Consider the following 26621-nt stretch of genomic DNA (forward strand, 5'->3'; position numbering starts at 1 on the left):
CCTTATTTTTGACGAGTTAGCACTCATAGTGTTATAAATACACTAAGACAACCTTGAACAATAGAATATAATAAAATGAGCTTAATTTTAGATGTACATGCCCGCCAGATTCTTGATTCCCGTGGCAATCCTACAATTGAAGTAGATGTAATTACAGAAAACGGCATATTAGGTCGTGCAGCAGTACCTTCTGGTGCCTCAACCGGAGTACACGAAGCTGTTGAACTACGCGATAATGACAAGGCTACCTACCTTGGAAAAGGTGTTTTAAATGCTGTTAAAAATGTAAATGAAATCATAGCTAAAGAACTGAAAGGATTGGATGTATTTGAACAAAATACAATTGATGCTTTAATGATTAAGCTGGATGGCACGGAAAACAAAGGAAAATTAGGGGCTAACGCTATTTTAGGTGTTTCGTTAGCGGTTGCAAAAGCTGCAGCTCAGGAGAGCCGTCAACCTCTTTACCGTTACATCGGCGGTGTTAACGCAAATACACTTCCTATCCCGATGATGAACATCGTTAACGGTGGATCTCACTCAGATGCTCCTATTGCTTTCCAGGAATTTATGATTATGCCAGCAGGCGCTCCTTCCTTCTCTGAAGCTTTACGCTGGGGTACAGAAGTGTTCCATAATCTTAAAAAGATTTTACACGACAGAGGCCTTTCTACTGCAGTTGGTGATGAAGGAGGTTTTGCTCCAACATTTGCCGGTACAGAAGACGCAGTTGAAACCATTTTACAGGCTATTGAGAAAGCAGGATACAAACCAGGCGAAGATATCTATTTAGCATTTGACTGTGCTTCTTCTGAATTCTATAAAGACGGAAAATACGACTATACGAAATTCGAAGGTGATAAAGGCGCTGTAAGAACAAGTGCAGAGCAGGCAGAATACCTTGCACAGTTAACTCAAAAATATCCGGTTATTTCGATTGAAGATGGTATGGCAGAAGACGACTGGGAGGGCTGGAAATTATTAACCGAGAAAATCGGGTCTAAAGTTCAGTTGGTTGGTGATGACCTGTTTGTTACAAATGTTAAACGCCTGCAACAAGGTATTGATACTAATACCGGTAACTCTATTCTTGTAAAAGTAAACCAGATTGGTTCTTTAACCGAAACCATCAATGCCGTATCGTTAGCGCAAACCAATGGCTATACTTCCGTAATGTCTCACCGTTCTGGCGAAACTGAAGATACTACCATTGCCGATTTAGCAGTTGCATTAAATTGCGGACAGATTAAAACCGGCTCTGCTTCCCGCTCAGACAGGATTGCAAAATACAATCAGCTTATCCGTATAGAAGAAGAGTTAGGAGATTCTGCACGGTTCATCGGCAAAAGCTTTAAATTTCTTAAAAAGTAAGAAAGCCGAGAGTAGAAAGCTATAAATGAAACATCCGAAGCTAGTAACTTTGGATGTTTTTTATTTTATTTTTATCTCAAATAAAATTCCTATCTTTTTGTAGAATTTTAACGAAGGAATTTTACTTAAGTTTGCAGCATGAACCGCTTCTTCAGTTTACTAAGCAATAAATATTTTCTGGTAACGTCTTTCTTCGTTGTCTGGATGCTGTTTTTTGACAGAAATGATCTGATGTCGCAGTATGAATATAAATCTCAGGTGAGCAAACTTGAAGAAGAAAAAGAGTTTTATACCAAAGAAACAGATCGGGTAAAAAAAGATCTTGAAGAGCTGACTACCAACAGGGAAAGGTTAGAAAAATTTGCCCGAGAGAAATATCTCATGAAGAAAGACAATGAAGATATTTTTGTGATTATCCCTAAAAAAGCCGAGGAAGATTAAATTAATTATATTTCTCCGTTCCTCTTCCTGCTAAACCATTCAAGACTTAAAAGAGCAATCAGAATAAAAAACAGGAATTTCAGCTCAATAAGTTCCTTATAAGTTTTTTCTTCAACCGAGATCGTCTTTATCAATTCATTTTCTTTAATTAACTCCGGAAGCTTACTTAAATCCTCCGGATAAATCATTTTACCGTTAGTAGCATGTGCAAGCGAGTATAGCAATTGATGATTTGCCGTTGTTTGCTGAAGTTCGGAAGTTTGCTGCATTACAATAAATTTGCCTGTAGCTGTATATTTTTTACTACCAAGCGCAGTATTACCGGTATAAGTATATTCGCCTGCAGGTAAAAATCCGGCATCCAGTTCGTAACTTTTATCAGTTTTGGAAAAGAGAAATGTATAATTTTTATTTTTCTCACTCTTTATATTTAAAGACACATCGGGAGAATTGATTAATTCAAACGCATCATTATACAGTTCCGCGTTAAAAAACACAGACTCATTTTCATCAAAAGTTGTTTTTGCCGGATACACCCGAAACTTTTGCTTATTATTTTTTGAACCCAGGTACTGAAGTATTTTACTTAATATCTCGTCTGTAACTTCGTGATTCTGGTTCTTCTCAAACTCATCCAACCGCCAGCGCCAGAACCCTTCTCCTGCTAATACAGCAATCCGTTTTTTTACATCTTCAGATAACAGCAATAATGGTTTTTCAGAAGATGATTTTCCTGCCCGTTGAGTTAGTAACACCTGGGCAGGCGCCGTAAGCTGGTAATTAGCAACAGGGGACAATAACGGAGGGAAGCCGTGAATTACATTTTCAGCTTTCGCAGACAAAGTAAAAGCATTAAATCCTGTTTTTATGGCCGGAAGAACTTCCGTAAAAGCGCCTGTCGGATTTACTTTAAGAACATTCTGAGCAGAAGAAAAGGCAGCCAGATCACTTTGAGTTCCTAAAATAAAAAAGACTGGTTTAGCTGCAATAGATTGCGTAACTAAAGATGAAGAAGAAAAAACCGAAGGAACCTGGTGCAGGATTAATATTTCTGCAGCGGCAATATCAGCAGGCTTTATTTCCTGTTGTAAAACAGTTCTAACCTCATAATTCTTATTGTTTTCTATGGCTTGCTTAATTGCAGTAATATCTGGATTAGGAGATGCTGCGGCTATAAGCACTTTTAATTTTCCATCAATTACTTCAATAAAAAAATGCTGTTCGTTGTTCAGCTTTGAAAGCTCATTGGATACCGGCGAAAGCCTGACAGTATATTTTCTTATTCCTTTTTTTCCAGCGGCTAAAACTACCGGAACCCGTACCTGAAAATCATTGGAAGTAATCTCTACCTGCTTTGATGAAACCGTTTTCCCTTCTTCTGATACAGTTAAAGTACTGCTTAATCCTTTACATTGGTAAGCTTCTGCATTCACTTCAATTTGAAACTGATTGCCCTGGTAAACGATGTTATTATAATTAACATTGCTGATAAAAACATCTTTTTTAGGAACTGTGTCTCCCAGAGCAATTGTAAAAATCGGCGACTTAATTTTTGCAGCTTCCGCCTCCGGATTTCCGCCCTTGTTGTAAATGCCGTCGGAAGCTAAAATCACTGCTCCAATATTCCTTCCCGAATACTGGTCGTACACATGCTTTAAAAACTCAGAGATGTTCGTGGCCTTCCCGCTATAGTTAAAATTTAAGCCTGTTTTTACATTCGTACTAAAACTATAGGATTTTACCTCATACTTATTGAGTAACTCTTGCTCAAGGGCCCGGAATTCTCTTTCGTATCGCTGATTATTAAAATTACTGCTTTTAGAAGTTCCTATCGATGAAGAGTTATCCTGGGCAAGAATAATCAAAGGTTTTTCCAGGTTTCGGCTTGTAATTCTAAACAGCGGCCCTACAAGCAGAAATGCAACAGAAGCGACAAGCAGGGTACGTAAAATAAAAAGTAATAACCGTTTTTTCTTCTGACCGGGATATAATAACCAGGCGAATCCTGCACCAAAAGCCAAACATGCAAGAATCCAAAAAATGGTATTAACTGATAAAAGAATACTCAACAAAAACGGCATATCTACAGAACGTAAATATGCCATTTTTTATTTAATACAGCTAATAGCTGTACTCAGATCTTATAACATTCCGCCGCAAACGGGCAGTACCTGGCCGTTTATATAAGCACTCATATCAGAGGCAAGAAAAACACAGGCGTTAGCTACATCTTCTGTTTCGCCGGCTCTTTTTAGAGGAATGTTTTGGGCCCATCCCTCAACAACTTTCGGATCGAGCACCTCGGTCATCTCTGTCTTAATAAATCCCGGAGCAACAACATTTGTACGAATGTTACGTGAACCTAATTCTTTCGCTATGGATTTGGAAAAACCAATTATCCCGGCTTTTGAAGCTGCATAGTTACCCTGTCCGGCGTTTCCCTGAACCCCAACAACAGAACTCATGTTAACAAAAACACCTTTACGATTTTTCATCATGATTTTTGAAGCTGCTTTTGTAACATTAAAAATTGATTTTAAATTCACGTCAAGCACTTCGTCCCATTGTTCCTCTGTCATTCGCATCAATAAACCATCTTTGGTAATTCCGGCATTATTTACTACAATATCCAGGTTTCCAAAATCTGCAATTATATTAGCGATTAGTTGCTCAGCCTCATCAAATTTTGATGCATCTGAACGATAACCTTTCACTTTAGTTCCGGCCTGTTGCAACTCCTGCTCCAAAGCCTGCCCTTTTTCTACCGAAGAAAGATATGTAAAAGCAACGTTAGCGCCATGCTCAACAAATTTCTCAGCAATCTTTCTGCCTATACCCTTTGATGCACCCGTAATCAGTGCGGTTTTTCCTTCAAGTAATTTCATAATGGATTGAAAGTTTTCAAATAAAAATGTGAAAATAGGACTTTCAGCAGGAAAAATTAAAAAAATATCCCTTAGCGCAGAAGCTTATTTCAGTTCGTCAAGCAAGCGGAACATTTTTTGGCGCATAAGAGCTGTTTTTCCGTTGTAATTATTTACGATAAGGGAAAACACCAGTCGCTTACCTGACGAAGAAGTTTGATACCCGCAATAAGCCAATCCGTTGTGAATGGTTCCGCTCTTCATTTTCATATTATTATAAAGCGGTAAGCTTTCATAAAAACCCTCAAACCAATCCTCGCTTTGAATGGATTGCAGAATTTTAGCCATTGTTAAAGTAGTAATCCTGTTTTCAGGCGACAAGCCGCTTCCATCTAAAATGTTCATTGAATTTTTATCAATTCCAAGTTTTTTATTCCAGAAATCTTTTACCACCTCAGTCCCTTTAATTGTTGTGCCATCTTCCCCTGCTTTAACAGCAAGTGTTTTTAAAATATTTTCAGCATACAGGTTGATGCTCTTTTTATTCAGCCAGTAAATAACTGAATCAAACGATGGGGAAGTATAAACATCAATTGACTTTGATATCCTGGCTGGCGACTTATCATTTGCTTTTAGTATCCGATTGGTAACAGCATCGGCAGGATCGGTGTCAATCCCGGCGCTTTTTAAAGCGGTTGCAAGTCTCAACGCAGTTTCTTTTGCAGGATCAGGTACTGAAGCTGATACCTCTTTTTTTAAATCAATTGCATATGTTCCCCTTAAATAAACAACAGTTGAAAAAGGTGCTGAAAAAGCATAAACTTGGTCGCCAGTTCCTGCTTCCCCAGTTAATACTTCATTAATAATTTCGAGATCAGGCATTTGAGGTTCGGTTCTGACTAATGTTACCGGTTCACCTGCTTTCTTTCCGGGTTTGAATACTAAGTCAAACTGGTTCTCGCCCCAGGTTACTGCAGTACTTCCAGCTCCATAATAATTTCCGATATCCTGCCATATCCATCCTTGCGGAAGTGACTGACTACCAAATAAGGCGTCATCCGCAATCACACGACCTGAAATTGTTTTTATTCCTGCTTTCTTTACTGCCTGTACCCACCTTTTCAACAGAGTTTCCTTGGTTGCTCTTTCAAATCGGTGACTCCCCAAGGTGGGGTCGCCTGTACCTTTGAGAATAAGGTCGCCTTTTAATTCTCCTATGGCATTTACCGTTCCATTGTAACCCAAAACAGTTTCCCATTTATACTCTTTACCTAAAAGATAATAAGCCGTTGCAGCTGTGACAGTTTTAAGAGTAGAAGCCGGAGCTAAACCTGTATTCTCATTTTTTGAAAAGATAACATTACCGTTTTCAGCATCCAGAACAGTTAAAGAAGCCGAAGCATACTGCAGTTGTGAATCGGCCTCAAACTGCTGCCATGTTTTCTGAAGATCGTTTTTAAGAGATTGAGCAAAAACTGAAGAAGTATAAAAAAAAATAAGAATTAAGAAGATAGTACGTTTCATAAACACTCAGGTATTAAAACAAAAAAAGCGACATTTCTGATGTCGCTTTTGTAGGTCATAATTGGTTTAGTTTGAGTTTAACAAATATATAGAAATCAGTATAACCTTGTCATCACTTTTTTAAATAAACTATAACCAACAGTTATAATGAGCTAAGCGCATAGCGGATGAATTGCTTTGTCAATCCAAAATCTTCGGTTCCATGCCTTCGTATAAAGAAAAATTCACGCTTAATATTCAGGCCTTCTACAGTTAATTCTACCAGTTCTTTTAATTCGAGTTGCTTTAATACAGATCTTTTAGATAAAAAACCTATACAGGTATCAACCAAGACAAAGTTTTTCAAAGCCTCTGTTCCGTGCAGTTTTACCTTGGCATTCAGGTCCGACAAACGGATATTCTCTTTCTGCAGTTCGCGTGCTAATGCTGATAATGTTCCAGAACCGCGTTCGCGTAAAGCCACAGGTAAACGTAGAAGTTCATCCAGCGTAATAACCGGTTTCCTGGCAATAGGGCTATTTACAGAGCAGACAGGAATTATTTCATCAGAAGTAAAATGCTGATAAGTAACGGATGTAAGTTTTTTTTCAACCTCCACTATTCCAAGGTCGATCTGATGATCCAGCAAAGCATCCAGAATACTTTCTGAATTCCGGTTTACAACCTGAATATCAATATTGGGGTACTGTTTATGAAATCCAGACAAAATCTGTGGCAGAATATACAATGTAATAATTGTACTCGAGCCAAGATGTAAAGCTCCTACTGCATTGGCTTCCTTTTGAAATGTGCTTATATCGAATTCAAGATTCCTTTGAATCTGTTTTGCTTCTTTCAAATGTTTAAATAAAATTTCGCCTGTTGGAGTTAACTGAATACTGTTTCCCTTACGCTCAAACAAAGATGATTTATACATGCTTTCCAGCATCTTTATATGCTTGCTGATAGCAGGCTGACTGATATATAAAACCTGGGCTGCTTTAGAAAAGCTTAAGTGAGAAGCGACTTCAAAAAAAACCTCGTGACTTACAGATAACACTATTTATTATGATTTTGCACCAATAACTAATCAATACTATTTACGATTTATTTATAAATAACAAAAGCGGAATTTCTTCCGCTTCTATCATTAATTATTACCTTATTTTAAGCTTCAACGCTCACCTGTGACTTCAGCAAACCTTTTTCAAGAAGATACTCTGCAATCTGAACGGCATTAGTAGCAGCTCCTTTACGAAGATTATCAGCTACAACCCAAAGATTTAATGTATTGGGCTGCGATTCATCCCGGCGGATACGCCCAACCAAAACTTCGTCTTTTTCATGTGCGTCTTTCGGCATAGGATATTTTAAATTTTGAGGGTCATCTACTACGATAACACCTTCCTGTTGCTCTAACAAAGACCGTACTTCATCCAAATCAAAATCATTTTCAAATTCTATATTCACAGATTCTGAATGTCCTCCCATTACCGGAATACGAACAGTTGTGGCTGTTACCCTGATTGAATCGTCACCCATAATCTTTTTCGTCTCCAAAATCATTTTCATCTCCTCTTTTGTGTACCCGTTATCCTGAAATACATCAATTTGAGGGATAACATTCAAATCAATAGGGTAAGCATATGCCATAGGACCTTCAATTCCATTACGCTCATTCATTAACTGATCTACCGCTTTTACACCGGTTCCTGTAACTGACTGATACGTTGAAACTACCACACGTTTAATTCTGTATTTCTCGTGAAGCGGTTTTAAAACAACTACCATTTGTATAGTTGAGCAATTGGGATTTGCAATAATTTTATCATCAGCAGTTATTGCCTGTGCATTCACTTCCGGAACTACCAGTTTTTTTGAAGGATCCATTCTCCATGCAGAAGAATTATCAATAACAGTTGTTCCTGCCTCTGCAAAACGCGGAGCCTGTTCCAAAGAAGTGCCCCCACCAGCTGAAAAAAGAGCTACATCAGGTTTTTGTGCAATTGCTTCGTCTACGGTTACAACCTTATACTTCTTTCCCTTGAATTCAATTTCCTTACCAGCACTTTTTGCTGAAGCAACGGGAATTAATTCTGTAACCGGGAAATTGCGCTCTGCTAAAACTTTTAACATCACGGAGCCTACAAGGCCTGTAGCGCCTACAACTGCAACTTTCATTTTAATTAAAAATTTTCTTTTCGATTAATTTTTTTTTAATTTAATTCTTTTATCTGTCTGCAAATATGAGAATTATATTGCTCTTTTCCTTGCTTTTATGTTTTAATTCCGCCTTTTCACAATTAAATGACAGCTTTGAGGACGGGGATATCAGTGACTCTCCTGCCTGGCGAGGCGACCTCACAGCATATACAGTTAACGTCTCTAAGCAACTGCAAACAGTACCGAATGCCGCAGCATCAACCGTATCGTTAAGCGCAGCAAACACACTTGCATTAAATACAAAATGGGAATTTTCCATTCAGCTTAACTTTGACCCATCAACTCAAAACCAGGTAAGAATTTATCTAACTGCAGACAATGCAGATCTGAAAGGAAGTTTAAATGGCTATTTTATCCAGATCGGAGAATCAGGCAGTACCGACTCTTATGATTTGTATAAACAATCTGGCAACACCGTTTCAAAAATAATTGACGGAACGGCAAAAACCAGGTCAGTAAACAATGTACTTAAGGCAAAGATTATTATTTTACGAGATGGAAACGGATTATGGGAATTAAAAACAGCCATTGATGATTCTGCTGATTTTAGTACCGAGGGAACAGTAACAGATAACACATTTAGTACATCTGCCTATTTTGGAATTTATTGCAAATACACTACAACCAATTCCGGAAAATTTATTTTTGATGATTTCATAATTGAGTCTACCGCTCCTGCGGATACCGAACCGCCTGAACTTATTTCTGCCACAATTCTGGACTCGCTTACAATTGAAGCTGCTTTCAGCGAAGCACTCGACACCATTTCTGCTAAAGCAAGTTCAAACTATTCCTTAAGCAACGGTTACAGCTCCCCTTCCCAGGTCTTTACTACCACAAACCCGAAAACTTATCTTCTTAAATATCCCCAAAACCTCCCCACCGGAAATTATGTACTATCTGTTTCTGGGCTTAAGGATCTAAGCGGAAATACAAATACAGTCAACACAATAAATTTCAATTATAAACGACCGTTTATTGCGAAAAAAGGCGATTTGATAATAACGGAGATTTTTGCCGATCCTGTCCCACAAATTGATTTACCCAGCGTAGAGTTTATTGAAATATTCAATCAAGCTTCAGAAACCATAAAACTTGACAAATGGAAATACAGCGACGAATCTGTCAACACGGTATTTTCTGACGATAGCATTAATCCGGGAGAATATATTATTTTATGTGCGAAAGCAGATACCAGTAATTTCAAAACTTACGGAAAAGTTATCGGACTTTCGCCCTGGCCTTCTTTAAATAATTCGGGAGACAGAATAAAACTAACAAGTCCGCAGGGCGAAGTTATTGACGGAGTCAATTACTCCGAGGCATGGTATGGAGATAATACTAAAAAATCCGGCGGCTGGAGCCTGGAACGAATTGATCCGGAATCAAAATGCCAGGGCTTATTTAACTGGAAAGCTTCCATGGATGTTACAGGAGGTACTCCTGGAAAACAAAATTCGAGTTATATCGAAGATTATGATTTGATCGGACTAAAAGCTGATTCTGTTACAATTTCTTCTGATTCTGTAATATCCATCTTTTTCAACAAACATCTGGATATAGCAACTGTATCACCAGATAAATTTTCATTTAATCCCTTAGCTGCTATTAACAACCTGCACGTTAACAATTATGCAGACCAGGTGGAAATTACTTTGGCTGATAAATTAGCAGTAAATACCACTTACAACCTTGGCATTTCCGATGTTTCTGATTGTGCCGGGAACATCTTATCAACTACTTTACATTTTACAACTCTCGCTGTACCTGCAGCGCCTCCCGTAATCCCTGATACTGCCAAAATTTATATTACAGAAATCTTCGCTGACCCTTCTCCTGAAATTGGTTTGCCTTTAGCTGAATTTGTTGAAATTTATAATCCCGGAAAAGATACCGTTAATCTTGATAAATGGACACTGAATGATCCTTCAACCAAAACAACATTAAAAAGTGTAAAAATTCTTCCTGATCAGTACCTGATCCTCTGCCCTGCTGCTGATACTGTTTATTACAAAGATTTCGGCAAAGCAATCGGGCTTTCCCCCTGGCCTTCTTTAAATAATGCCGCTGATCAGATTGTGCTGAGAAGCCTTACCGGAAGAACTGTGGATTCCGTTGCTTATGCTGATTCCTGGTATAAAGACACCCAGAAAAAGCATGGAGGATGGACTTTGGAACGAATTGATCCTTTATCCTTATGCTCTGGTCCTTTCAACTGGAATTCTTCTCAGGATTCAACCGGTGGTACTCCGGGAAGAACTAATTCTATTGCCGTTGTAAATTTTGATAAACTTTTATTAGTTGTAGATAGTCTACAGTCAGCCTCCAACTCCATTACGCTTTTCTTCAATAAACCTGTTGACACTGCCTTTGTAAATAGTAATAAGTCCAGTTTAAGTCCGACTTCCGGCAGTATAAACAACATTTCTTTTAGCTCGTCGTTGAAGCAGGCTGTTTTAAACTTTAGTCAAAAGTTTGCTCCCGCGACAGCTTACAACCTTGACATTTCAGGCGTTTCTGATTGTGCCGGAAATACACTTTCAACTACTCTACATTTTACAACTCCGGCTGTACCTGCAGGGCCTCCCGTAATTCCTGATACTGCCCAGATTTATATCACAGAAATTTTCGCTGATCCTTCTCCTGAAATTGGTTTGCCTTTAACTGAATTTGTTGAAATTTATAATCCCGGAAAGGATACCGTTGATCTTGATAAATGGACACTGAACGATCCTTCAACCAAAGCAACATTAAAAAGTGTAAAAATCCTTCCTGACCAGTACCTGATTCTATGCCCTGCTGCGGATACTGTTTATTACAAAGACTCTGGTAAAGCAATCGGACTTTCTCCCTGGCCTTCTTTAAATAATGTCGCTGATCAGATTGTGCTGCGCAGCCTCACCGGAAGATCTGTTGATTCCGTTGCTTATGCTGATTCCTGGTATAAAGACAATCTGAAAAAGCAGGGAGGATGGACTTTGGAACGAATAAATACTTATAGCACCTGCTCGGGCTTTTACAATTGGTCTGCCTCTGTAAACAAATCAGGAGGAACTCCGGGTAAAATCAACAGTATAAATCAGGAAATTGATAAATTAAAGATTGACGACATACTGGTCACTTCAGATTCAACACTTACACTTACATTCAATATTATCCCGGATACACTTAGCATAAATCCCAGGTTCTTTACTCTCGATACTGGAAAAGAACCGTCAAAAGCTTCATTTTTTACCGAAACCGATTACAGAAAAATTAACTTAAAATTTACAACAAAATTTATTGAAGGGGAAACATATAATTTAACTATAGACTCACTTGCAACTTGTTCAGGTTTACAAATTGAAAGGCCCGATAATAGGATACATTTCTCCATTCCTGTAATTCCCGAAAGAACTTATCCGTTAGTTATTAATGAAATTTTTGCCGATACTTCTCCTGTAATCGGACTACCTGAAGCTGAATATGTTGAACTCTTTAATCCCACAAAAGAAAAAATTGTGTTAAGTGGACTCCGATATGAGGATATAAAAGGAACAGGTTACACATTTCAGGGAGGTGAACTTAAAGCGGGAGAGTTTTTAATCCTTTGTCCGCTTAAAGACACATTAAATTTTACTTCATATGGAAAAGTACAGGGATTAGCGCCCTGGGCCAGTTTGAACAATGACGGAGATATTATACTCCTTAAAAACAATAAAGGAAAAGAAATCCAACGCGTAAGTTATTCTGCGAGTTGGTATAAAAACAAAGAAAAACAAGCGGGCGGCTATTCACTCGAACTAATAAATCCGGAAGCAATATGTTCAGGAATTCAAAACTGGGCAGCCAGTAATGCCTCAATCGGCGGAACTCCGGGGATGGAAAATTCCGTTTACGACAATTCAAAGTCGAACGATCCATTGAGGATAACTAGCTGCGAACTGCTAAACGATACCACTTTACTGGTAAGTTTCAACAGCCTCGCCGACAGTATTTCCTTAAGCTCCCCAAACAACTTTACTGTAAATAATGGCATAGGAAATCCGTTAAAAACTTTTCCTATTGGCCCTGATTTTAAAACTGTTAAATTAACGTTCCAAAGCGCCCTGGCAAGAGGAAAAATCTATCGGATTATCTTGAGTAATGTCACTGATTGTTCTGGCTCCGTTATTTCTGAGAATGCTGGCTCTAAAGAGTTTTTATATCCGGACAAGATAATCAAAGGCGATATTTTAATAAATGAAATCCTGTTCAATCCAAAACCCGATGGGGCTGACTTTGTCGAGATTTACAATGCCTCTGATAAAGTTCTGGACTTACAGCAGCTTTCTATAGGGTCGATAAAAGAAAAAGACGGATCAATTTCAACTGCTCAGATAAGTAATAAACCCACTCTTTTTAACCCTCACGACATTTTGGCTTTATCCATTGATCCTGAAAATATTAAAAAAGAATATTATACGGAAAGACCGGATGCATTTCTAAAAATGGAAAAAATGCCGGGGTTTAACGATGATGCGGGAACGGTAGTTTTGTTAAGCGAAAATGAAAGGATTGACCTGTTAATCTATTCAGAAAAAATGCACTTTGCACTCATCAAAGATCCGGAAGGTGTTTCGCTTGAAAGGTCAAGTTATAAAACACCGACAAACGAGCCTGGTAACTTCCGTTCGGCTGCGGCTACAGTAGGTTTTGCTACACCCGGCTATAAAAACTCACAATTTAATCAGCTATCTGAAAGCAAAAGCGATGTTGCGCTTCAATCAAAAACTTTTTCACCTGATAATGACGGATTTGAAGATATCTTAACCATTAATTATCATTTTCCAGGACAGGGAAGAATTGCGAATGTTACGATCTATACCGACAAGGGAAGCCTTGTAAGGCGGCTTTACAAAAACCTTTCACTTGCTGCGGAAGGAAGCCTGATATGGGACGGGCTGAATGAATGGAATCAAAAAGCGCAAATTGGAGTTTATGTACTTTTTATGGAAGTTTTTGATTTAAATGGCAATGTTAAAAGGTACAGAAAAAATTTTGTGTTGGCAGGTAAATTAAATTAGTTTCTTTTTCATTTTTTTTGCCAAAGCGGAAATACTGATTTTTGCATTATTAACAATTGTTTTATGCTGCAAATTATCCGGGCAGAACTTTCTGACCTGCACCAAATTCAAACTATCGCATACCAAACGTGGCCTGTAACTTTTAAAAATATTTTATCAGACGAACAAATAGAATACATGCTCGAAATGATGTATAGTACAAATTCGCTTACAACACAGGTACAGGACAAACAACATGTTTTTCTTCTTGCAATGAATAGTAATGAGTTTAAAGGCTTTACCTCTTACGAATTAAATTACAAAGGGAGTAAGGCAACGAAAATTCACAAAATATATATTCTACCGGGACAACAGGGAAAAGGTATTGGCAAAAGCTTGCTGGATAAAGTAAGTGAAATTGCATTAAAAAACAGTAATTCTGCACTTTCATTAAATGTAAACAGGCAAAATGCTGCAATAGACTTTTACCGGAAATATGGATTTAAAATAGTGGCTGAAGAAAATATCCCGATAGGAAACGGCTTTTTAATGGAAGATTATGTAATGGAAAAGCTGCTCTATTTGCCTATAAAAAAACGTTAAAAGAATATTCAGAAAAAGTTGGAAAAATGCCAACATATAAACTATATTTGCTTGATTACTAATTTTTAAATTTTAAAAAAATTGAACTATGGGACTGTTCAGCAAAAAGATATTTTCATATGAAAATAATTTATTTAACCAAAATTCTGAGCTACTCCCGTAAACATGCTGATTCAGGAAAAAGCTTGACTGTTTGGAAAACTGTAACAGAGAAAGCTAAATGGAAAAAAGGGGCAGACATACTAGAAAGTTTCCCTACAGCCAAAATTATAAAAAGCGACCGAGCCAGATTTAAAATTGTAGGAAATAAATATCGCCTAATTGTCGAGGTTGATTATGATGATGAAACAGTAGAAATAAGATTTATTGGTACCCATACTGAATATGATAAAATTGACGCTGCAACTATCTGATCAAATTTTAGTTTAAAGTCAACGAGAAAACAAATATGACAACAAAGCCACAATGGTTTTTAATAGAATCAGAGCAAGATTATGAAAAAGCGATTGCCCGATACGAAGAAATCAAACGTTCACCAAAAGGCTCTGAAGAACACAAGGAAAAACTTTTATTAGTGCACCTTATTTCGGACTATGAAAACAGCAAATGGGATTTACCGGAGGCAGATCCTGTCGAGTTAATCAAAATCAGGATGGAAGATTTTGGTTATAAATCTGCCGACCTGGCTAAAGAGTATGGAGATAAAGGAACTGTGAGTAAAGTGTTAAATTATAAGCAAGCCCTTTCTCTGACAATGATACGCAAGTTCAGCGAACTGCTTCGCATTCCAGCAGAGGCATTAATTAAAGAATACGAACTTAGAGGAAACCGTACTCATGCAGTTTAAATAACGATTCTAAATCTGCTTCAAAAATAAATTACAAAACTACGCTTAGTAAAGGTACTTAAGTTTATTTATCAGCTATTCCCTAAAGAAATTTTTAAAAAATAGTTGCAATAGTGTACAAAGTACACTACCTTTGCAGCAGGTTTATAATTGGTTAGTTGAACATCTCCATTCTCCCCGTCTGGAGATGTTCTTTTTTTGTCCCCTCCCTTTTCAACACCTGCTGTATTTTCTTAGATTTGCAATCTGCATCATCAGAAAATGATAGCATCCACTCCATTTTAGATTTAACAGAAGTATAAAAATATATGGGAAGAGCATTTGAATTCCGCAAAGAAAGAAAATTTAAACGCTGGGCAAAAATGGCTGTTCAGTTTACCCGCCTGGGAAAGGAAATTGCCATGGCCGTAAAAGCGGGAGGCCCTAATCCTGATTCAAATTCACGACTGCGTACTGCAATACAAAATGCAAAGGCGGTTAACATGCCCAAAGATCGTGTTGATGCCGCTATAAAAAGAGCTTCAAGCAAGGATGAAAAAGATTATGAAGAAATAGTTTACGAAGGCTATGCCCCACACGGAGTAGCAGTGCTGATTGAAACTGCTACAGACAATACCAATCGTACGGTTGCTAACGTGCGCAGCTACTTTACAAAAGTTGGAGGAACGCTGGGAAAAACGGGATCGCTGGATTTTATATTTAACAGGAAATCCGTTTTCCGTTTTGAACCGGGCAATATGGATCTGGAAGAACTCGAACTTGAATTAATAGATGCCGGGCTTGAAGAGTTATATGTAGAAACCGACGAAGAAGGAAATGATATTGGTGTAATTCAAACTTCTTTTGAGGATTTCGGTAAAATGCAAAAAGCGCTTGAAGAAAAGGGGATTGAAGTAAAAAGCGCTAAACTGGAACGAATATCTTTATCAACTACGGAAGTTAGTGAAGAACAGGCTGCCGATGTTTTAAAATTGATTGATAAGCTGGAAGAAGACGATGACGTACAGGCTGTTTACCATAACATGGCGTAAGTGTATTATATCTCTATCTACTCAGAGATGAATTAAACAACATTATGCCTACTATTTGTTATATTGAAGGTTTCAGATTTTTCTTCTTTAGCAATGAAGGTTATGAACCTCATCATATTCATATTGAGAAAGAAAACTTTGTCTGTAAGTTTTGGCTGACTGACGTTTCATTAGCTTCAAACTTTGGATTTAGAGCAGTTGATCTAAATAAACTTAGTAAATTAGTAATGGAAAACAGAAACCTATTTTTAACAAAGTGGAATGAGTACTTTAATCGCTAAGAAAGAAGAAAAAGCTATAGATGTGTGGTTCACAGATAGCTTGCTATATGTTTTACTCGCCGATGGAAGGGAAATAGGAACTCCGCTTGCATGGTTTCCAACCTTATTTCATGCATCAGAAAAAGAACGTAAAAACTGGCGTTTAATAGGGCAAGGAATAGGCATTCACTGGCCCGATCTTGATGAAGACCTTTCAATAGCCGGATTACTGTAATGACTTTTGAAGATTTTTTTATAAAAAAGAAAATTGATCTGGCAGAGCTGAGAAAAGCTGAACCGGCCCTGTATTCCGAGTTCAAAACTCATTTTGAAAAAATGGGTGAGAAAAGTTTTGACCATACCAAAAAATTCTGGTTCAATAAACTCCGTCGTACCTATCATTTAAAAGAAGCGCCCAAACCTGAAAAGGAAGTTATTGTTAAAACAAAAATTGCCTCTCAGGCAGAACCTCTTTCTTCTCCCACAATTGATCAGAAACCATCAGAAACTCCGGTTGTAACTCCAGCTACACTTTCTGAAGAATCGAGGAAGCAAACAGAAGGTGTAAAAGCAAGCATCAAACCTAAATTCACTCCACGCAATATCACTGCAAAACCAAAAGCTCCGGCAGAAGGAGAAGGTACTACAGAAGAAGTAAACAAAGAAGAAGCAACGAAACCTGTTGCATTTAAACCTCGGTTCAATGCGAAAAACATTAAGCCAAAAGAAGAACTGCAGCCGGAAAACAGCTCTGAACAGGCTGAACAACCCAAGCCTGCTTTTAAGCCGAGGTTCAACATGAAAAATATTGCTTCAAATAAAGATCTGCCTGATCCTGCTTCTGAAGAAATCAACAATATTGCATCAGAAGAAACACCCGAGAAAAAGGAATCTGAAGTAAAACCCGCTTACAAACCCCGGTTTCAGATGAAGAATGTTGTTTCTAAAACTGAACCTACACAAACGGCTGAAGAAAAGAATGAAGAGCCTGCTGCGAAGGATGAAACACTTGCAGAAGAAGCAAAACCGGCTTACAAACCTCGTTTTAACATGAAGAATATTCCTGTTAAAACTACAACGCCGGAAGATACTCCTGAAGAAATCAAAGAGAATGCTCCGGAACAAAAAGAAGAAACGAAGCCTGCATACAAGCCCCGTTTCAATATGAAAAACATCAAGCCGAAAACGGAAGAGTAAATTATTTTTTATGTGCGAACAACCAGGGCAGCAATTGCGGCTCTGCAAACGCATTATCCCAACTGTTATGTTTAACTCCCGGATAAATAGTAAGTTTTATATCCTGAGCACCTTTTTCCTGCAATGCCTTCGCAACTATTTCAGAATGAGAAACAGGTACCACATCATCATCTGCGCCATGAAAGATCCATAATGGAGTCTTCTTATATTTCTTAACGTTTTGGGGATTATCGCCGCCGCAAATTGGGAAAGCTGCGGCAAAGGTTTTGGGCATTCTTCTGAGTAATTCAAAAGTTCCCATTCCTCCCATAGAAAGGCCTCCTACATACAATTGTTCTTTATTTATGTATGGTTTATCAATTAAGCGTTCAGCAAGCCCAAGCAAGGCTTTCATTGCCATTGTTGGTTTGCCGCCTTTCTGAAATATAAATTCACGTTTACCGCTGTCAGTTTTAAACTTCACATTGCTCCAGTAACTATCTTTAGGACATTGAGGGAAAACCACGATCGCTGGATACGTATCTCGGGCTTTGGAACTTAAAAACAAGTTGCCGCCATGAACCAATTGCGCTTCATTGTCGTTACCCCGTTCGCCTGCACCGTGAAGTACAAGTATCAAGGGGTATTTTTTCATCGGATCGAAATTCTTCGGAAAAAGGATACGATATGGTAAACTATCCTTTCCTTCAATATAAGTACTTTTTTCATACTTATTTAAATCCTGTGCATTTACACTTACAGAAAACAGGGCGAATACAGTAAGAATAACAAATTTTATTTTCATACAAGCTAAAGTATAATTTCTTCGGAAAAGAAAATTGAAATGCGGTTAAATTACCTGATCAAATACGGGCCGATTTCTTTCTTCCAGATTTTATATCCCTTTGAATTCATGTGCAAGCTATCTCCCAGAAAAATTTCACCCGTGGGGTTTCCTTTTTCATTCAGCATTTTACTATATACATCCACAAATGCTGTCGCTTTTTGAGATTTTAAATAATCTTTAATCAGTTTGTTAGTTTCGGCCATTTTAGGCATCAAATGCTTTCTGCTGGGGCTCGGTTTTATAGAGACATAAGTAACATTAACATTATCCTGCTTATCGCGAATCATGTTAAAGAGTTTCTTAAACCGGGAAAAAACAAGCTGAGGAGTTACCGTATCTGATTCAGCAAGATCATTATCACCGCAATAAATAACTATTTGTTTAGCATGATAGGGAGTAATAATATCATCTGCATAACGTATCAGATCTTTTAGTGTAGATCCGCCAAAGCCTCTATTAATAATTTTATACTCAGGAAAATAGGATTGGACATCCTTCCATTTAGTAAAAGAAGAACTGCCGATAAAGAGAATTGCATCCTTTGGCGGAAAACGAAGGGAGTCCTGTTTCTTAAACGCTTGAATATCATTCCAGAAAGGAACTTTCTGCGCAAAAACATTTTCTGAAATAAAGAAAAACAGCAGTCCAAAGACTATTATTAACGGAGACTTTTTATTCATTATTTAATCCTTTTTATTGGTTTCTGGTTTTAACGGAGCGTTTACCACTTTAATTACTTCAGTTTTCCGGGAAACGCCATTTTCGTTGATAGCTTCAATACAAAAGTAATAAGGTAATTGATTATCCATCCCTTTAAAATAATATTCATTGCTACTGTGCACCATAATGGTATTGTATAACTTATCGGGCGCAACTCCGATATAAATATTATAAGCATAGGCGTTAGTTACCGGAGACCATTTGATCCATGCACTTCGTGGATCTTTTTCGGTGCGTAATACAATAAAATTCTTTACGGTATCGGGTTTGCTTCCCTTACCGTTTCCAAAAACCCGCAAACCGCTGATCGCAAACTTCCCGGTAGGCATATGAATATTCTCCATTCGGATGTACCTTGCCTGCACTGGTTTTTCAAGTTCGATATAATCATGCGGAACATCGGTTTTATTATTTTCTTTATCAACCAATACCTGCCACTTTTTGCCATCAGCAGAATGATATAATCTATACTGATGATAAATACCTTTCATTTTACCCAGGAAAGAAGAGTCCGCATCCTGATCCGCGTAGTTTATCTGGATAGCATTTACCGTGCTTAAATTTCCAAGATCGGTTTGAATCCATTCGCCCTTGTTACCCGAAGCTGCACTCCAATAGGTTTTAATACTTTCGTCAACCGCATAATTAGGTGCATAAGCGCCTAAAGTAGACGAAACGCTTACCGGTTTATTATAGTTAAGCAACATCCAACCGGTAAAACGACTGTGTAAATGATCTTCTTTTCCTGCAGGAAGATAATGAGGATAATCACCAAAGGTGGTATTACAATACATTACATCATCCTTATCGAAACCGGCAGGCCATATTCCAAGACGTCGTTCAAAATTATTTTTAACAGCAACCACCATGGTTGAAATATGCCACCAGTTATTCCATTTATCCTGATAGGTTGAGCCGTGTCCGGCACCGCGGGCAAAACCACCGGGTTTGTATGCAAAAGGATTGTGAAGCTGCGGTTTAAAAGGGCCGAGGGGTTTATCACTTACTACCACGCCATCGGCGTAACTGCTAAACTCGGTACCCGGAGCACCGTACTGAAGATAATATTTTCCATTGTGTTTAGTCATCCACGCTCCTTCCATAAAAGGATCAAGAAACGTGTTATCCAGGTATTCGCCGAAGCGCTGCCAGCCAAAGCGTTCATCGTTTAATTTATATAGTTCTTTCCTTTCGCCAATCGGTTGAAAAGTTTTCCTGTTTATTTCAATACCATATAATGGATAAAAATTACTGCTGCCCCAGTAGAGATATAATCTTCCACCGTCATCCACAAAAAAATCCGGGTCCCAGGCGCCGATTTGAAAAGGATCAATCGCTTCCTTCCATTCGTTGGCTTTTGGATTGGTACTCATCCAGATGGGGAAGTTTTTCTCTTGGGTAGAACCGTAAACGAGCAAAGTATCACCTTGTACCCAAACTGCAGGAGCACACAGGTCGTCGTACACTTTATGATATGGCTTTAAAAAAGACCGGGAAACAAAATTCCAGTGGTACATGTCGCTGCTCCACCAGTATCCCCATTGATTGGTAGAAAAAAGATAATAATCACCTTTATACATTACAATAACAGGATCGGCAGTTGCCCGGTGCCTTCCATCTTCAGAAAAGTTAGGAATAGGTGTATAGCCGTAATCAATGTTAATAGGATTGCAATAAGTTAACTGCTTATGCTGGGCAAAGGCAATATTTATAAGAAACCTAAAGCAAATAAAAAAGACAATTAATATCCTGCCTGCTTTCATGATTATTTTTTTAATACCGGGCTTTCAAAACCCAGCTTTTTTAATCCATTCTGAATTTCCGGACAACTCATAAAAAGCTTCCATAACAAACCGGTTCGGTAATTCTCTATCATTACAATGATAGGCCCTTGATCTATTGCAAGGTGCGATTTGGCATACCAGTTATGTTCTTCGCTAAAAGCATCAACAAAACCGTATTCACTCCATATTTTATCACCCAGCTCATAATAAAAATGTTTTAATGCCTGCATAGAATATTCGGGAGTATATGGAAAGGAAGAAAGTGCAGCGGCAGGAGTTATTACGCCCAGATCTTCTGATGGCGAATGAGCTGCATATCCCTGGTAACTATCGCTTGCTGTTAGTCCCCAGCTATTCTTTCCGTATCCTTTATATTTCTTTGGATTATCAATACAATACGCTCTGTTTATCAGGGTATGATTCACATTCTGCTGCCAGTAATCGGCATATTGATCTTTCAATCCACGTGGATCTAAACCAACAAAAGAATAATGTGCAAAGAACAAAGGGCCTCCATAATCAAACCCTAAAGGAAGTTTATACCCATAAAACGTTTTCCCGTTTTTAAAAAAGTCACTTTGAGCCCAACCTCTGTTATACACTGCATTGCTCACGGGATAACGCTCGGATGAAGCTGCAAGCACGTAAGTTATTAAGGCTTCGTTATATCCTCGCAGCGGAAAATTCATTGCCCAGTCGTTATTTGGAGACCAATGCCAGTATAAAACTTCCTCGCCGCCTTTGGTGTACCAATCCCATTCAATCTCACTCCACATCCAGTTGATTTTATTTCTTATATCATTTTCTATCACATTATTAGCGGTAAAATACTGGCGGGCACATAATAATCCTTCTAACAAGAATGATGTTTCTACCAGATCACCTCCGTCGTCTTTACGGCTAAACCGTATAACTTTTCCGGTTTCTCCATTTAACCAATGCGGAAACACGCCATGAAAAGCATCTGCCTTCCATAAAAAATTAACAATTTTCGACATTCTGGCTGCTGCCTGCTCATGCGTAATCCATTTTCTCTCTGCCGCGACAATAATCGAAAGAATGCCGAAGCCGGTTCCACCGGTTGTTACTACCTCGTTTCCGTAATCATAGGCCACATTACTTCGTTCTCGTGCCATCCCACTTACGGGGTGAGCAAAATCCCAGAAATACCGGAAAGTTTGGCGCTGCACCTCGTCTAAAAGCTGTTCATCGGTCAGGTTTTTTTTAAGCGGCTCTGCTTTAATCCCCTGTGCAAAAAGCTTAATCTGAAAAATAAAAAAGGCTATAATCATACAGCCCCCGAAAACAAAAGCTTTAAGTTGGTTTATAATCATTTACTAAGATACAATAGATAGTAACTTAGTGAGAAAAGTTATCTTATTATTATAACACTGAGAATTAGTCCTTTAAAAAGATCACCACTTCTTAAAAATAAAATATACTGCCAGAATAATAAAGGCAAATCCCACAAAGTGATTCCAGGCCAATTTTTCAGATTTAAAGAACACTACCGAAAAAATCAGAAAGATGGTGATAGAAAGAGCTTCCTGTATCACCTTTAGCTGCAATAGATTAAAAGGTCCTCCGTTTTCCTTAAAGCCAAATTTATTTGCCGGAACCTGAAAAGTGTATTCAAGCAGGGCAATTCCCCAACTGATAAAAATAATGGCGATAAGTTCGAGGTTCTTACTCCATTCCATTTCCTTAAACTTCAAATGACCGTACCAGGCCAGCGTCATAAAAATATTAGAAATGGAGAGTAATGCTATTGTGAGGATGCCGCGCATGAGTTATAAAATAAAAGCAGACACGAAAATACGTGTCTGCTTTTATTATTCCTCTACCGGACGTAATTCTTCAAGAAACTCCTTCCTTCCCCTTTTATTCAGATTAACCTGCTGCGGTACTTTTACATAATATCCGGTACCATCATAAGGACGCTTTCGCGGATGTTCCCTGCAAGTTTCAGAACAGCAGCCATCCATCTTTGAGCCACAATCATCGCACTGCGTAAAATGCTCATTGCATTCAGGATTGGCACAATTGATCATTTTCGCTGTTATTTTTCCACAGTTATAGCAGGTAGAAATAACTACCGGGTTAACAGAGTTTACATCCACAGCCACCCGATTATCAAAAACGTAACATTTTCCCTCAAAATCCTTTCCACCTGCTTCTTTTCCATATTTAATGATGCCGCCATGAAGCTGGTAAACATCCTTAAAACCTTCGTGCAATAACAAGGCAGAAGCTTTTTCACACTTTATCCCGCCGGTACAGTAGGTTAAAATCTTTTTATCTTTGTATTGTGCGAGCTCATTTATCTTAGAAGGGAAGTCGCGAAAATTCTCAATATCAAGGGTAACCGCATTTTTAAATTTACCTAAAGAATGTTCGTAATTTGAACGCACATCCAATATCACCACATCCTCCCGGTCTTTCATTTCAAGGAATTCTTTAGGCTCCAGGTGCACCCCTGTTTTTTTAGTAGGATCAATAATTTGAGGATCACGTAATCCGGAATACACAATTTCCGATTTATACCGGCAATGCATCTTAATAAAAGAAGGCTCTTCAACCTCATCAATTTTAAATTCGGTTTTAGCAAACCTCGGATCCGACAATACTGCATCCATGTACATCTTACAGGATTCTGCCGTACCGGAAACTGTTCCGTTTAGTCCTTCATCTGCAACGATGATTCGCCCTACCAAATTGATTGACTTGCAAAATTTAAGGTGATCTGCGGCAAATTGCTCCGCATTTTCTATTGTTGAATAACAATAATAAAGTAATGTTTGATATTTAGCCATAAATCATTGATACTGGTGTAAACAGCGTAAAATGAGCGGCAAAGATAGCAAAAAGTATAGGCTGAAGAAAATGACATTCATCAGCTTTTAAATAAGAAATTTTTAATTTTACGGCCAAATGCCTGTTTTAACTCCTCAAAAAGAAGGAATAATCCGTAAATACAAACTTAGCGAAAGCAGCAGTATTGGAAGTTCGCTGTTCGAAATTATTGAAGCCAAAGGAGAGTTTATTAAACGAAAGGCCGATTTTCTGATTCCACACAGAAAGGACTATTATTTAATTGTTTTTGTAAAGAACGGGAGCAGCAGGCATTGGGTGGATTTTACGCCCTATACTTTAAAGCCAGATACGTTATACTTCACTACTCCGCCTCAGGTACATTTAAAAGAGCAATCTGCACCCCTGCTTGGCACGCTGATTTCATTTACTGCAGAGTTTATGGAATTAGATGAAAACAAACTTTTAAAGGAACTGCCGGTTATTCAAAACCCGGAGAACCTGCACGAATTGAATTTGACTGCAGAAGACATTTCTTTCCTTGAGGATATTTTCAGCAAGATGCTTTATGAATTTAAAACTATTTCCGAATGGAAAAACAGTATGCTGCTATCGTATTTAAAGGTGTTGCTGATTTATATGAGCCGTTTATATACAGACCAGGTTAAATATAACGAAAGTTCGCCAGACCGCTTTTTATTGAAAAAGTTTCGTTTGCTGATAGAAGAGCATTTCGTAAAGTTCCACCAGGTTAGTAATTATGCCGATCTTTTAAATATAACACCCGGCCACCTGAACGATAGCGTAAAATCACAAAGCGGAAAAACCGCTATAGAACACATTCACGAACGAATTATACTGGAAGCTAAAAGAAAGCTGTTGCATACAGACTTATCTGTAAAGGAAATTGCTTACAGTCTGAATTTTGAGGATACAGCTTATTTCAACCGCTTTTTCAAAAGGCTTACTTCCGGAACTCCTGCCGCATTTCGAAGTTCTATCCGCGAAATGTACCATTGATACCCTGATATATCCATTTTCCACCTTCCCTGTTGCCTGTAGTTTTGCTGCTGTATAAAAGCAAAATAGATGGATCAACTTCAAAAAAACAAAGACATTGTACGACGCTTCAACAAAGAATTTATAGAAGGCGGCGATTTAACCGTATTGGAAGAACTTGTTCACCCAGATTTTATTAACCGCACTGCTGCTACCGGAGCTCGAAATGACAGAGAAGCTACCGGCAAATACATTACGGATATTTTAAGAAAAACTTTCCCTGATTTAACAGTAGAAATATATACACAGGTTGCTGAAGGGGATTTAGTAACAACACACAAAGCATTTCATGCAACTCATATTCAGGAATTTATGGGAATACCTGCAACAGGAAAAAAAATTATCATCCCGGTAATGGATATAGTGAGGCTAAAAGACGGAAAATATATAGAACACTGGGGAATTAGAAATATGACAGACGTTTTAGAACAGTTAAAATCGTGAAATGAAAACAGCATTTATTACAGGTGCCAATAAAGGGATTGGCTTTGAAACAGCCCGGCAATTGCTGGCAAAAGGATATTATGTTTTTATTGGTTGTCGCGATGTGTTAAAAGGCGAAGAAGCTTTAAAACAATTACACAATCAGGGTTTTACACATTTCGAACTGATAGAATAGACGTTTGCAAACCTGAATCAGTTGAAAAAGCAGCAAGCATTTTAAAAGAAAGAATTAAAAGTCTGAATATTCTGATTAATAATGCTGGCATTCTGGGCAGCATACCTCAAAATGCAACTTCTGTTGCTATTGATAATATAAAAGGAGTTTTTGAGACCAACTTTTTTGGCACTATCAGGACAACGCAGGCATTAATTGACCTTTTAAAAAATGCAGAAGAAGCAAGAATTGTAAATGTAACTTCTGATCTGGCTTCCTTAACGCTGCACAATAATCCTTCATGGAAATATTATGCTTTTAAGGGAGCTGCTTATGGCCCATCCAAAACAGCTTTAAACGCCTATACCGTAGCATTAGCGTATGAATTAAAAGATACAGGCATAAAGGTTAATTCAGTAAATCCGGGATATACCGCTACAGATTTCAACCGGTATTCAGGAACTAAAAATGTAACAGAAGCTGCATCCCTTATCGTTGAGCAGGCCATTTTGGCTACAAACGGACCAACAGGAAAATTTATAAGTGATGATGGTGAAACACCATGGTAATTTAATTTATGAAAGATTTTTTAGTATTATTCAGAGAGCCGGATGGCAGGACAGAACCTCATCCGGAAGAAGATGTAAAAAACCATCAGGCGCATTGGCAGGAATGGATGCGTTTTGCTACAGAACAAGGTAAACTTACAGGAGGGAAAGCGTTAACACTAAGCGGCAAAGTAATCCGAGATGGCAGAATTGATAACGGTGCTTACGTTGTAAATGAAAAAGAACTGGTTGGAGGATATTTACTTATTAAAGCGGCCGATATGGAAGAGGCTACAGAGCTGGTAAAAACCTGCCCGGTTTTTGAATTTGGTGGCTTTGCAGAAATAAGAGAGTGCATGTGAAAACCTATTAAAATAAAAAACCAGGTAAATCCTGGTTTTTTATTTTAATAGAAGTATTATTAAGATTCGTAGCTTCTGCCGCCACCACCTCTGTTGCCGCCTTTGTTATATCCGCCGCCGTTTCGATTTCCGCCACCGGAATAACCACCGCTTCTGCCACCGCCAGAGTAGCCTCCACGATTACCGCCGGAATAACCTCCCCGGCTACCGCCATTGTCTTTTTTCTCCTGAGCCTTGCTTACTGAGATATTACGGCCGTAAATCTCGGTTCCGTTTAAATCTTCGATAGCCTTTAAAGCTTCTTCTTCATTTGGCATATCAACAAAACCAAAGCCTTTACTACGGCCTGTTTCTTTATCCATGATTAACCTGGCAGAAGTAACTTCACCATAGTCCTCAAAGATCTCTTTAATTTCAGACTCCTCTAATTTAAAAGGAAGACTGGCAACAAAAATGTTCATTTAATATTTATAATTTATATATGCAATTTAAAGAAAAAGGATTGATCTTTTCTAAGTTTTTAAAAAATATAATTTTAAAAGCTTTTAT

The 26621-nt window shown here is 38.1% G+C and carries 27 protein-coding genes; 15 read left to right on the plus strand and 12 right to left on the minus strand.

Annotation, left to right across the window (positions count from 1 at the left end):
- Positions 1-75 precede the first annotated feature (75 nt).
- Positions 76-1371, plus strand: coding sequence for a phosphopyruvate hydratase (gene eno, locus ACLCDL_RS11775; protein WP_423148500.1), 1296 nt, complete (start codon positions 76-78; stop codon positions 1369-1371).
- 138 nt (positions 1372-1509) lie between these two features.
- Positions 1510-1812, plus strand: a complete 303-nt coding sequence (locus ACLCDL_RS11780; RefSeq protein WP_423148501.1) for an FtsB family cell division protein — start codon at positions 1510-1512, stop codon at positions 1810-1812.
- 5 nt (positions 1813-1817) lie between these two features.
- On the opposite strand, the gene ACLCDL_RS11785 is transcribed toward ACLCDL_RS11780, so the two are convergent.
- From ACLCDL_RS11785 to ACLCDL_RS11805, 5 genes are all read right to left on the minus strand, one after another.
- Positions 1818-3917 (minus strand): hypothetical protein, encoded by a 2100-nt coding sequence (locus ACLCDL_RS11785; RefSeq protein WP_423148502.1) that lies wholly within the window; start codon positions 3915-3917, stop codon positions 1818-1820.
- Positions 3918-3953: 36 nt separating this feature from the next.
- On the minus strand, positions 3954-4697 hold the full coding sequence (gene fabG, locus ACLCDL_RS11790) for a 3-oxoacyl-[acyl-carrier-protein] reductase (protein ID WP_423148503.1): 744 nt from the start codon (positions 4695-4697) through the stop codon (positions 3954-3956).
- Positions 4698-4781: 84 nt separating this feature from the next.
- Positions 4782-6200 (minus strand): D-alanyl-D-alanine carboxypeptidase/D-alanyl-D-alanine endopeptidase, encoded by a 1419-nt coding sequence (gene dacB / locus ACLCDL_RS11795; protein WP_423148504.1) that lies wholly within the window; start codon positions 6198-6200, stop codon positions 4782-4784.
- A gap of 142 nt (positions 6201-6342) precedes the next feature.
- Positions 6343-7239 carry a LysR substrate-binding domain-containing protein gene (locus tag ACLCDL_RS11800; RefSeq protein WP_423148505.1) on the minus strand — a complete coding sequence of 299 codons (897 nt, stop codon included), beginning with the start codon at positions 7237-7239 and terminating at the stop codon, positions 6343-6345.
- A gap of 107 nt (positions 7240-7346) precedes the next feature.
- Positions 7347-8360 carry an aspartate-semialdehyde dehydrogenase gene (locus ACLCDL_RS11805; RefSeq protein ID WP_423148506.1) on the minus strand — a complete coding sequence of 338 codons (1014 nt, stop codon included), beginning with the start codon at positions 8358-8360 and terminating at the stop codon, positions 7347-7349.
- 65 nt (positions 8361-8425) lie between these two features.
- On the opposite strand from ACLCDL_RS11805, the gene ACLCDL_RS11810 reads away from it, so the two are divergent.
- The 8 genes from ACLCDL_RS11810 (at position 8426) to ACLCDL_RS11845 (ending at position 17364) form a co-directional block, all read left to right on the plus strand.
- Positions 8426-13447: a lamin tail domain-containing protein gene (locus tag ACLCDL_RS11810; RefSeq protein WP_423148507.1), complete on the plus strand. Its 5022-nt coding sequence runs from the start codon at positions 8426-8428 to the stop codon at positions 13445-13447.
- A gap of 63 nt (positions 13448-13510) precedes the next feature.
- On the plus strand, positions 13511-14029 hold the full coding sequence (locus tag ACLCDL_RS11815) for a GNAT family N-acetyltransferase (protein WP_423148508.1): 519 nt from the start codon (positions 13511-13513) through the stop codon (positions 14027-14029).
- Between the two features lie 119 nt (positions 14030-14148).
- On the plus strand, positions 14149-14442 hold the full coding sequence (locus tag ACLCDL_RS11820) for a type II toxin-antitoxin system HigB family toxin (RefSeq protein WP_423148509.1): 294 nt from the start codon (positions 14149-14151) through the stop codon (positions 14440-14442).
- A 35-nt stretch (positions 14443-14477) separates the two neighbouring features.
- Positions 14478-14876 carry a helix-turn-helix domain-containing protein gene (locus ACLCDL_RS11825; protein WP_423148510.1) on the plus strand — a complete coding sequence of 133 codons (399 nt, stop codon included), beginning with the start codon at positions 14478-14480 and terminating at the stop codon, positions 14874-14876.
- 308 nt (positions 14877-15184) lie between these two features.
- Positions 15185-15907 (plus strand): YebC/PmpR family DNA-binding transcriptional regulator, encoded by a 723-nt coding sequence (locus ACLCDL_RS11830; RefSeq protein ID WP_423148511.1) that lies wholly within the window; start codon positions 15185-15187, stop codon positions 15905-15907.
- A gap of 44 nt (positions 15908-15951) precedes the next feature.
- Entirely contained in the window at positions 15952-16188 is a 237-nt protein-coding gene (locus tag ACLCDL_RS11835; protein WP_423148512.1) for a DUF4160 domain-containing protein, read from the plus strand.
- Positions 16169-16402: a DUF2442 domain-containing protein gene (locus ACLCDL_RS11840; protein WP_423148513.1), complete on the plus strand. Its 234-nt coding sequence runs from the start codon at positions 16169-16171 to the stop codon at positions 16400-16402. The genes ACLCDL_RS11835 and ACLCDL_RS11840 overlap by 20 nt, the downstream gene beginning before the upstream one ends.
- Entirely contained in the window at positions 16402-17364 is a 963-nt protein-coding gene (locus ACLCDL_RS11845) for a hypothetical protein (protein WP_423148514.1), read from the plus strand. Before ACLCDL_RS11840 ends, ACLCDL_RS11845 begins: the two co-directional genes overlap by 1 nt.
- Before the next feature lies 1 nt (position 17365).
- Here the strand turns inward: ACLCDL_RS11845 and ACLCDL_RS11850 are convergent, their stop codons facing one another.
- From ACLCDL_RS11850 to trhO, 6 genes are all read right to left on the minus strand, one after another.
- Positions 17366-18148: a carboxylesterase family protein gene (locus tag ACLCDL_RS11850; protein ID WP_423148515.1), complete on the minus strand. Its 783-nt coding sequence runs from the start codon at positions 18146-18148 to the stop codon at positions 17366-17368.
- A 50-nt stretch (positions 18149-18198) separates the two neighbouring features.
- Positions 18199-18870 carry a GDSL-type esterase/lipase family protein gene (locus tag ACLCDL_RS11855; protein WP_423148516.1) on the minus strand — a complete coding sequence of 224 codons (672 nt, stop codon included), beginning with the start codon at positions 18868-18870 and terminating at the stop codon, positions 18199-18201.
- A 3-nt stretch (positions 18871-18873) separates the two neighbouring features.
- Positions 18874-20673 carry a family 43 glycosylhydrolase gene (locus tag ACLCDL_RS11860; protein ID WP_423148517.1) on the minus strand — a complete coding sequence of 600 codons (1800 nt, stop codon included), beginning with the start codon at positions 20671-20673 and terminating at the stop codon, positions 18874-18876.
- 2 nt (positions 20674-20675) lie between these two features.
- A complete protein-coding gene (locus ACLCDL_RS11865) occupies positions 20676-22028 on the minus strand; it encodes a glucoamylase family protein (RefSeq protein ID WP_423148518.1) in 1353 nt (450 codons plus the stop codon).
- 81 nt (positions 22029-22109) lie between these two features.
- Entirely contained in the window at positions 22110-22481 is a 372-nt protein-coding gene (locus ACLCDL_RS11870) for a DMT family protein (protein ID WP_423148519.1), read from the minus strand.
- Positions 22482-22526: 45 nt separating this feature from the next.
- Positions 22527-23507, minus strand: coding sequence for an oxygen-dependent tRNA uridine(34) hydroxylase TrhO (gene trhO, locus ACLCDL_RS11875; RefSeq protein WP_423148520.1), 981 nt, complete (start codon positions 23505-23507; stop codon positions 22527-22529).
- Between the two features lie 118 nt (positions 23508-23625).
- On the opposite strand from trhO, the gene ACLCDL_RS11880 reads away from it, so the two are divergent.
- The 5 genes from ACLCDL_RS11880 (at position 23626) to ACLCDL_RS11900 (ending at position 26072) form a co-directional block, all read left to right on the plus strand.
- Positions 23626-24525: a helix-turn-helix domain-containing protein gene (locus ACLCDL_RS11880; RefSeq protein ID WP_423148521.1), complete on the plus strand. Its 900-nt coding sequence runs from the start codon at positions 23626-23628 to the stop codon at positions 24523-24525.
- A 69-nt stretch (positions 24526-24594) separates the two neighbouring features.
- Positions 24595-25008 carry an ester cyclase gene (locus ACLCDL_RS11885; protein WP_423148522.1) on the plus strand — a complete coding sequence of 138 codons (414 nt, stop codon included), beginning with the start codon at positions 24595-24597 and terminating at the stop codon, positions 25006-25008.
- Position 25009: 1 nt separating this feature from the next.
- Positions 25010-25183 carry an SDR family NAD(P)-dependent oxidoreductase gene (locus ACLCDL_RS11890; protein ID WP_423148523.1) on the plus strand — a complete coding sequence of 58 codons (174 nt, stop codon included), beginning with the start codon at positions 25010-25012 and terminating at the stop codon, positions 25181-25183.
- On the plus strand, positions 25102-25731 hold the full coding sequence (locus tag ACLCDL_RS11895; protein ID WP_423148524.1) for an SDR family NAD(P)-dependent oxidoreductase: 630 nt from the start codon (positions 25102-25104) through the stop codon (positions 25729-25731). Before ACLCDL_RS11890 ends, ACLCDL_RS11895 begins: the two co-directional genes overlap by 82 nt.
- Positions 25732-25739: 8 nt before the next feature.
- Positions 25740-26072: a YciI family protein gene (locus ACLCDL_RS11900; protein ID WP_423148525.1), complete on the plus strand. Its 333-nt coding sequence runs from the start codon at positions 25740-25742 to the stop codon at positions 26070-26072.
- Positions 26073-26131: 59 nt separating this feature from the next.
- On the opposite strand, the gene ACLCDL_RS11905 is transcribed toward ACLCDL_RS11900, so the two are convergent.
- Complete coding sequence (locus ACLCDL_RS11905) at positions 26132-26533, minus strand: RNA recognition motif domain-containing protein (RefSeq protein WP_423148526.1); 402 nt, start codon at positions 26531-26533, stop codon at positions 26132-26134.
- Positions 26534-26621: the final 88 nt, after the last annotated feature.

Origin of the sequence: Rubrilithobacter danxiaensis (genome assembly GCF_047272945.1) — a bacterium.
In the GTDB taxonomy this organism is placed as follows: domain Bacteria; phylum Bacteroidota; class Bacteroidia; order Sphingobacteriales; family Sphingobacteriaceae; genus Rubrolithibacter; species Rubrolithibacter danxiaensis.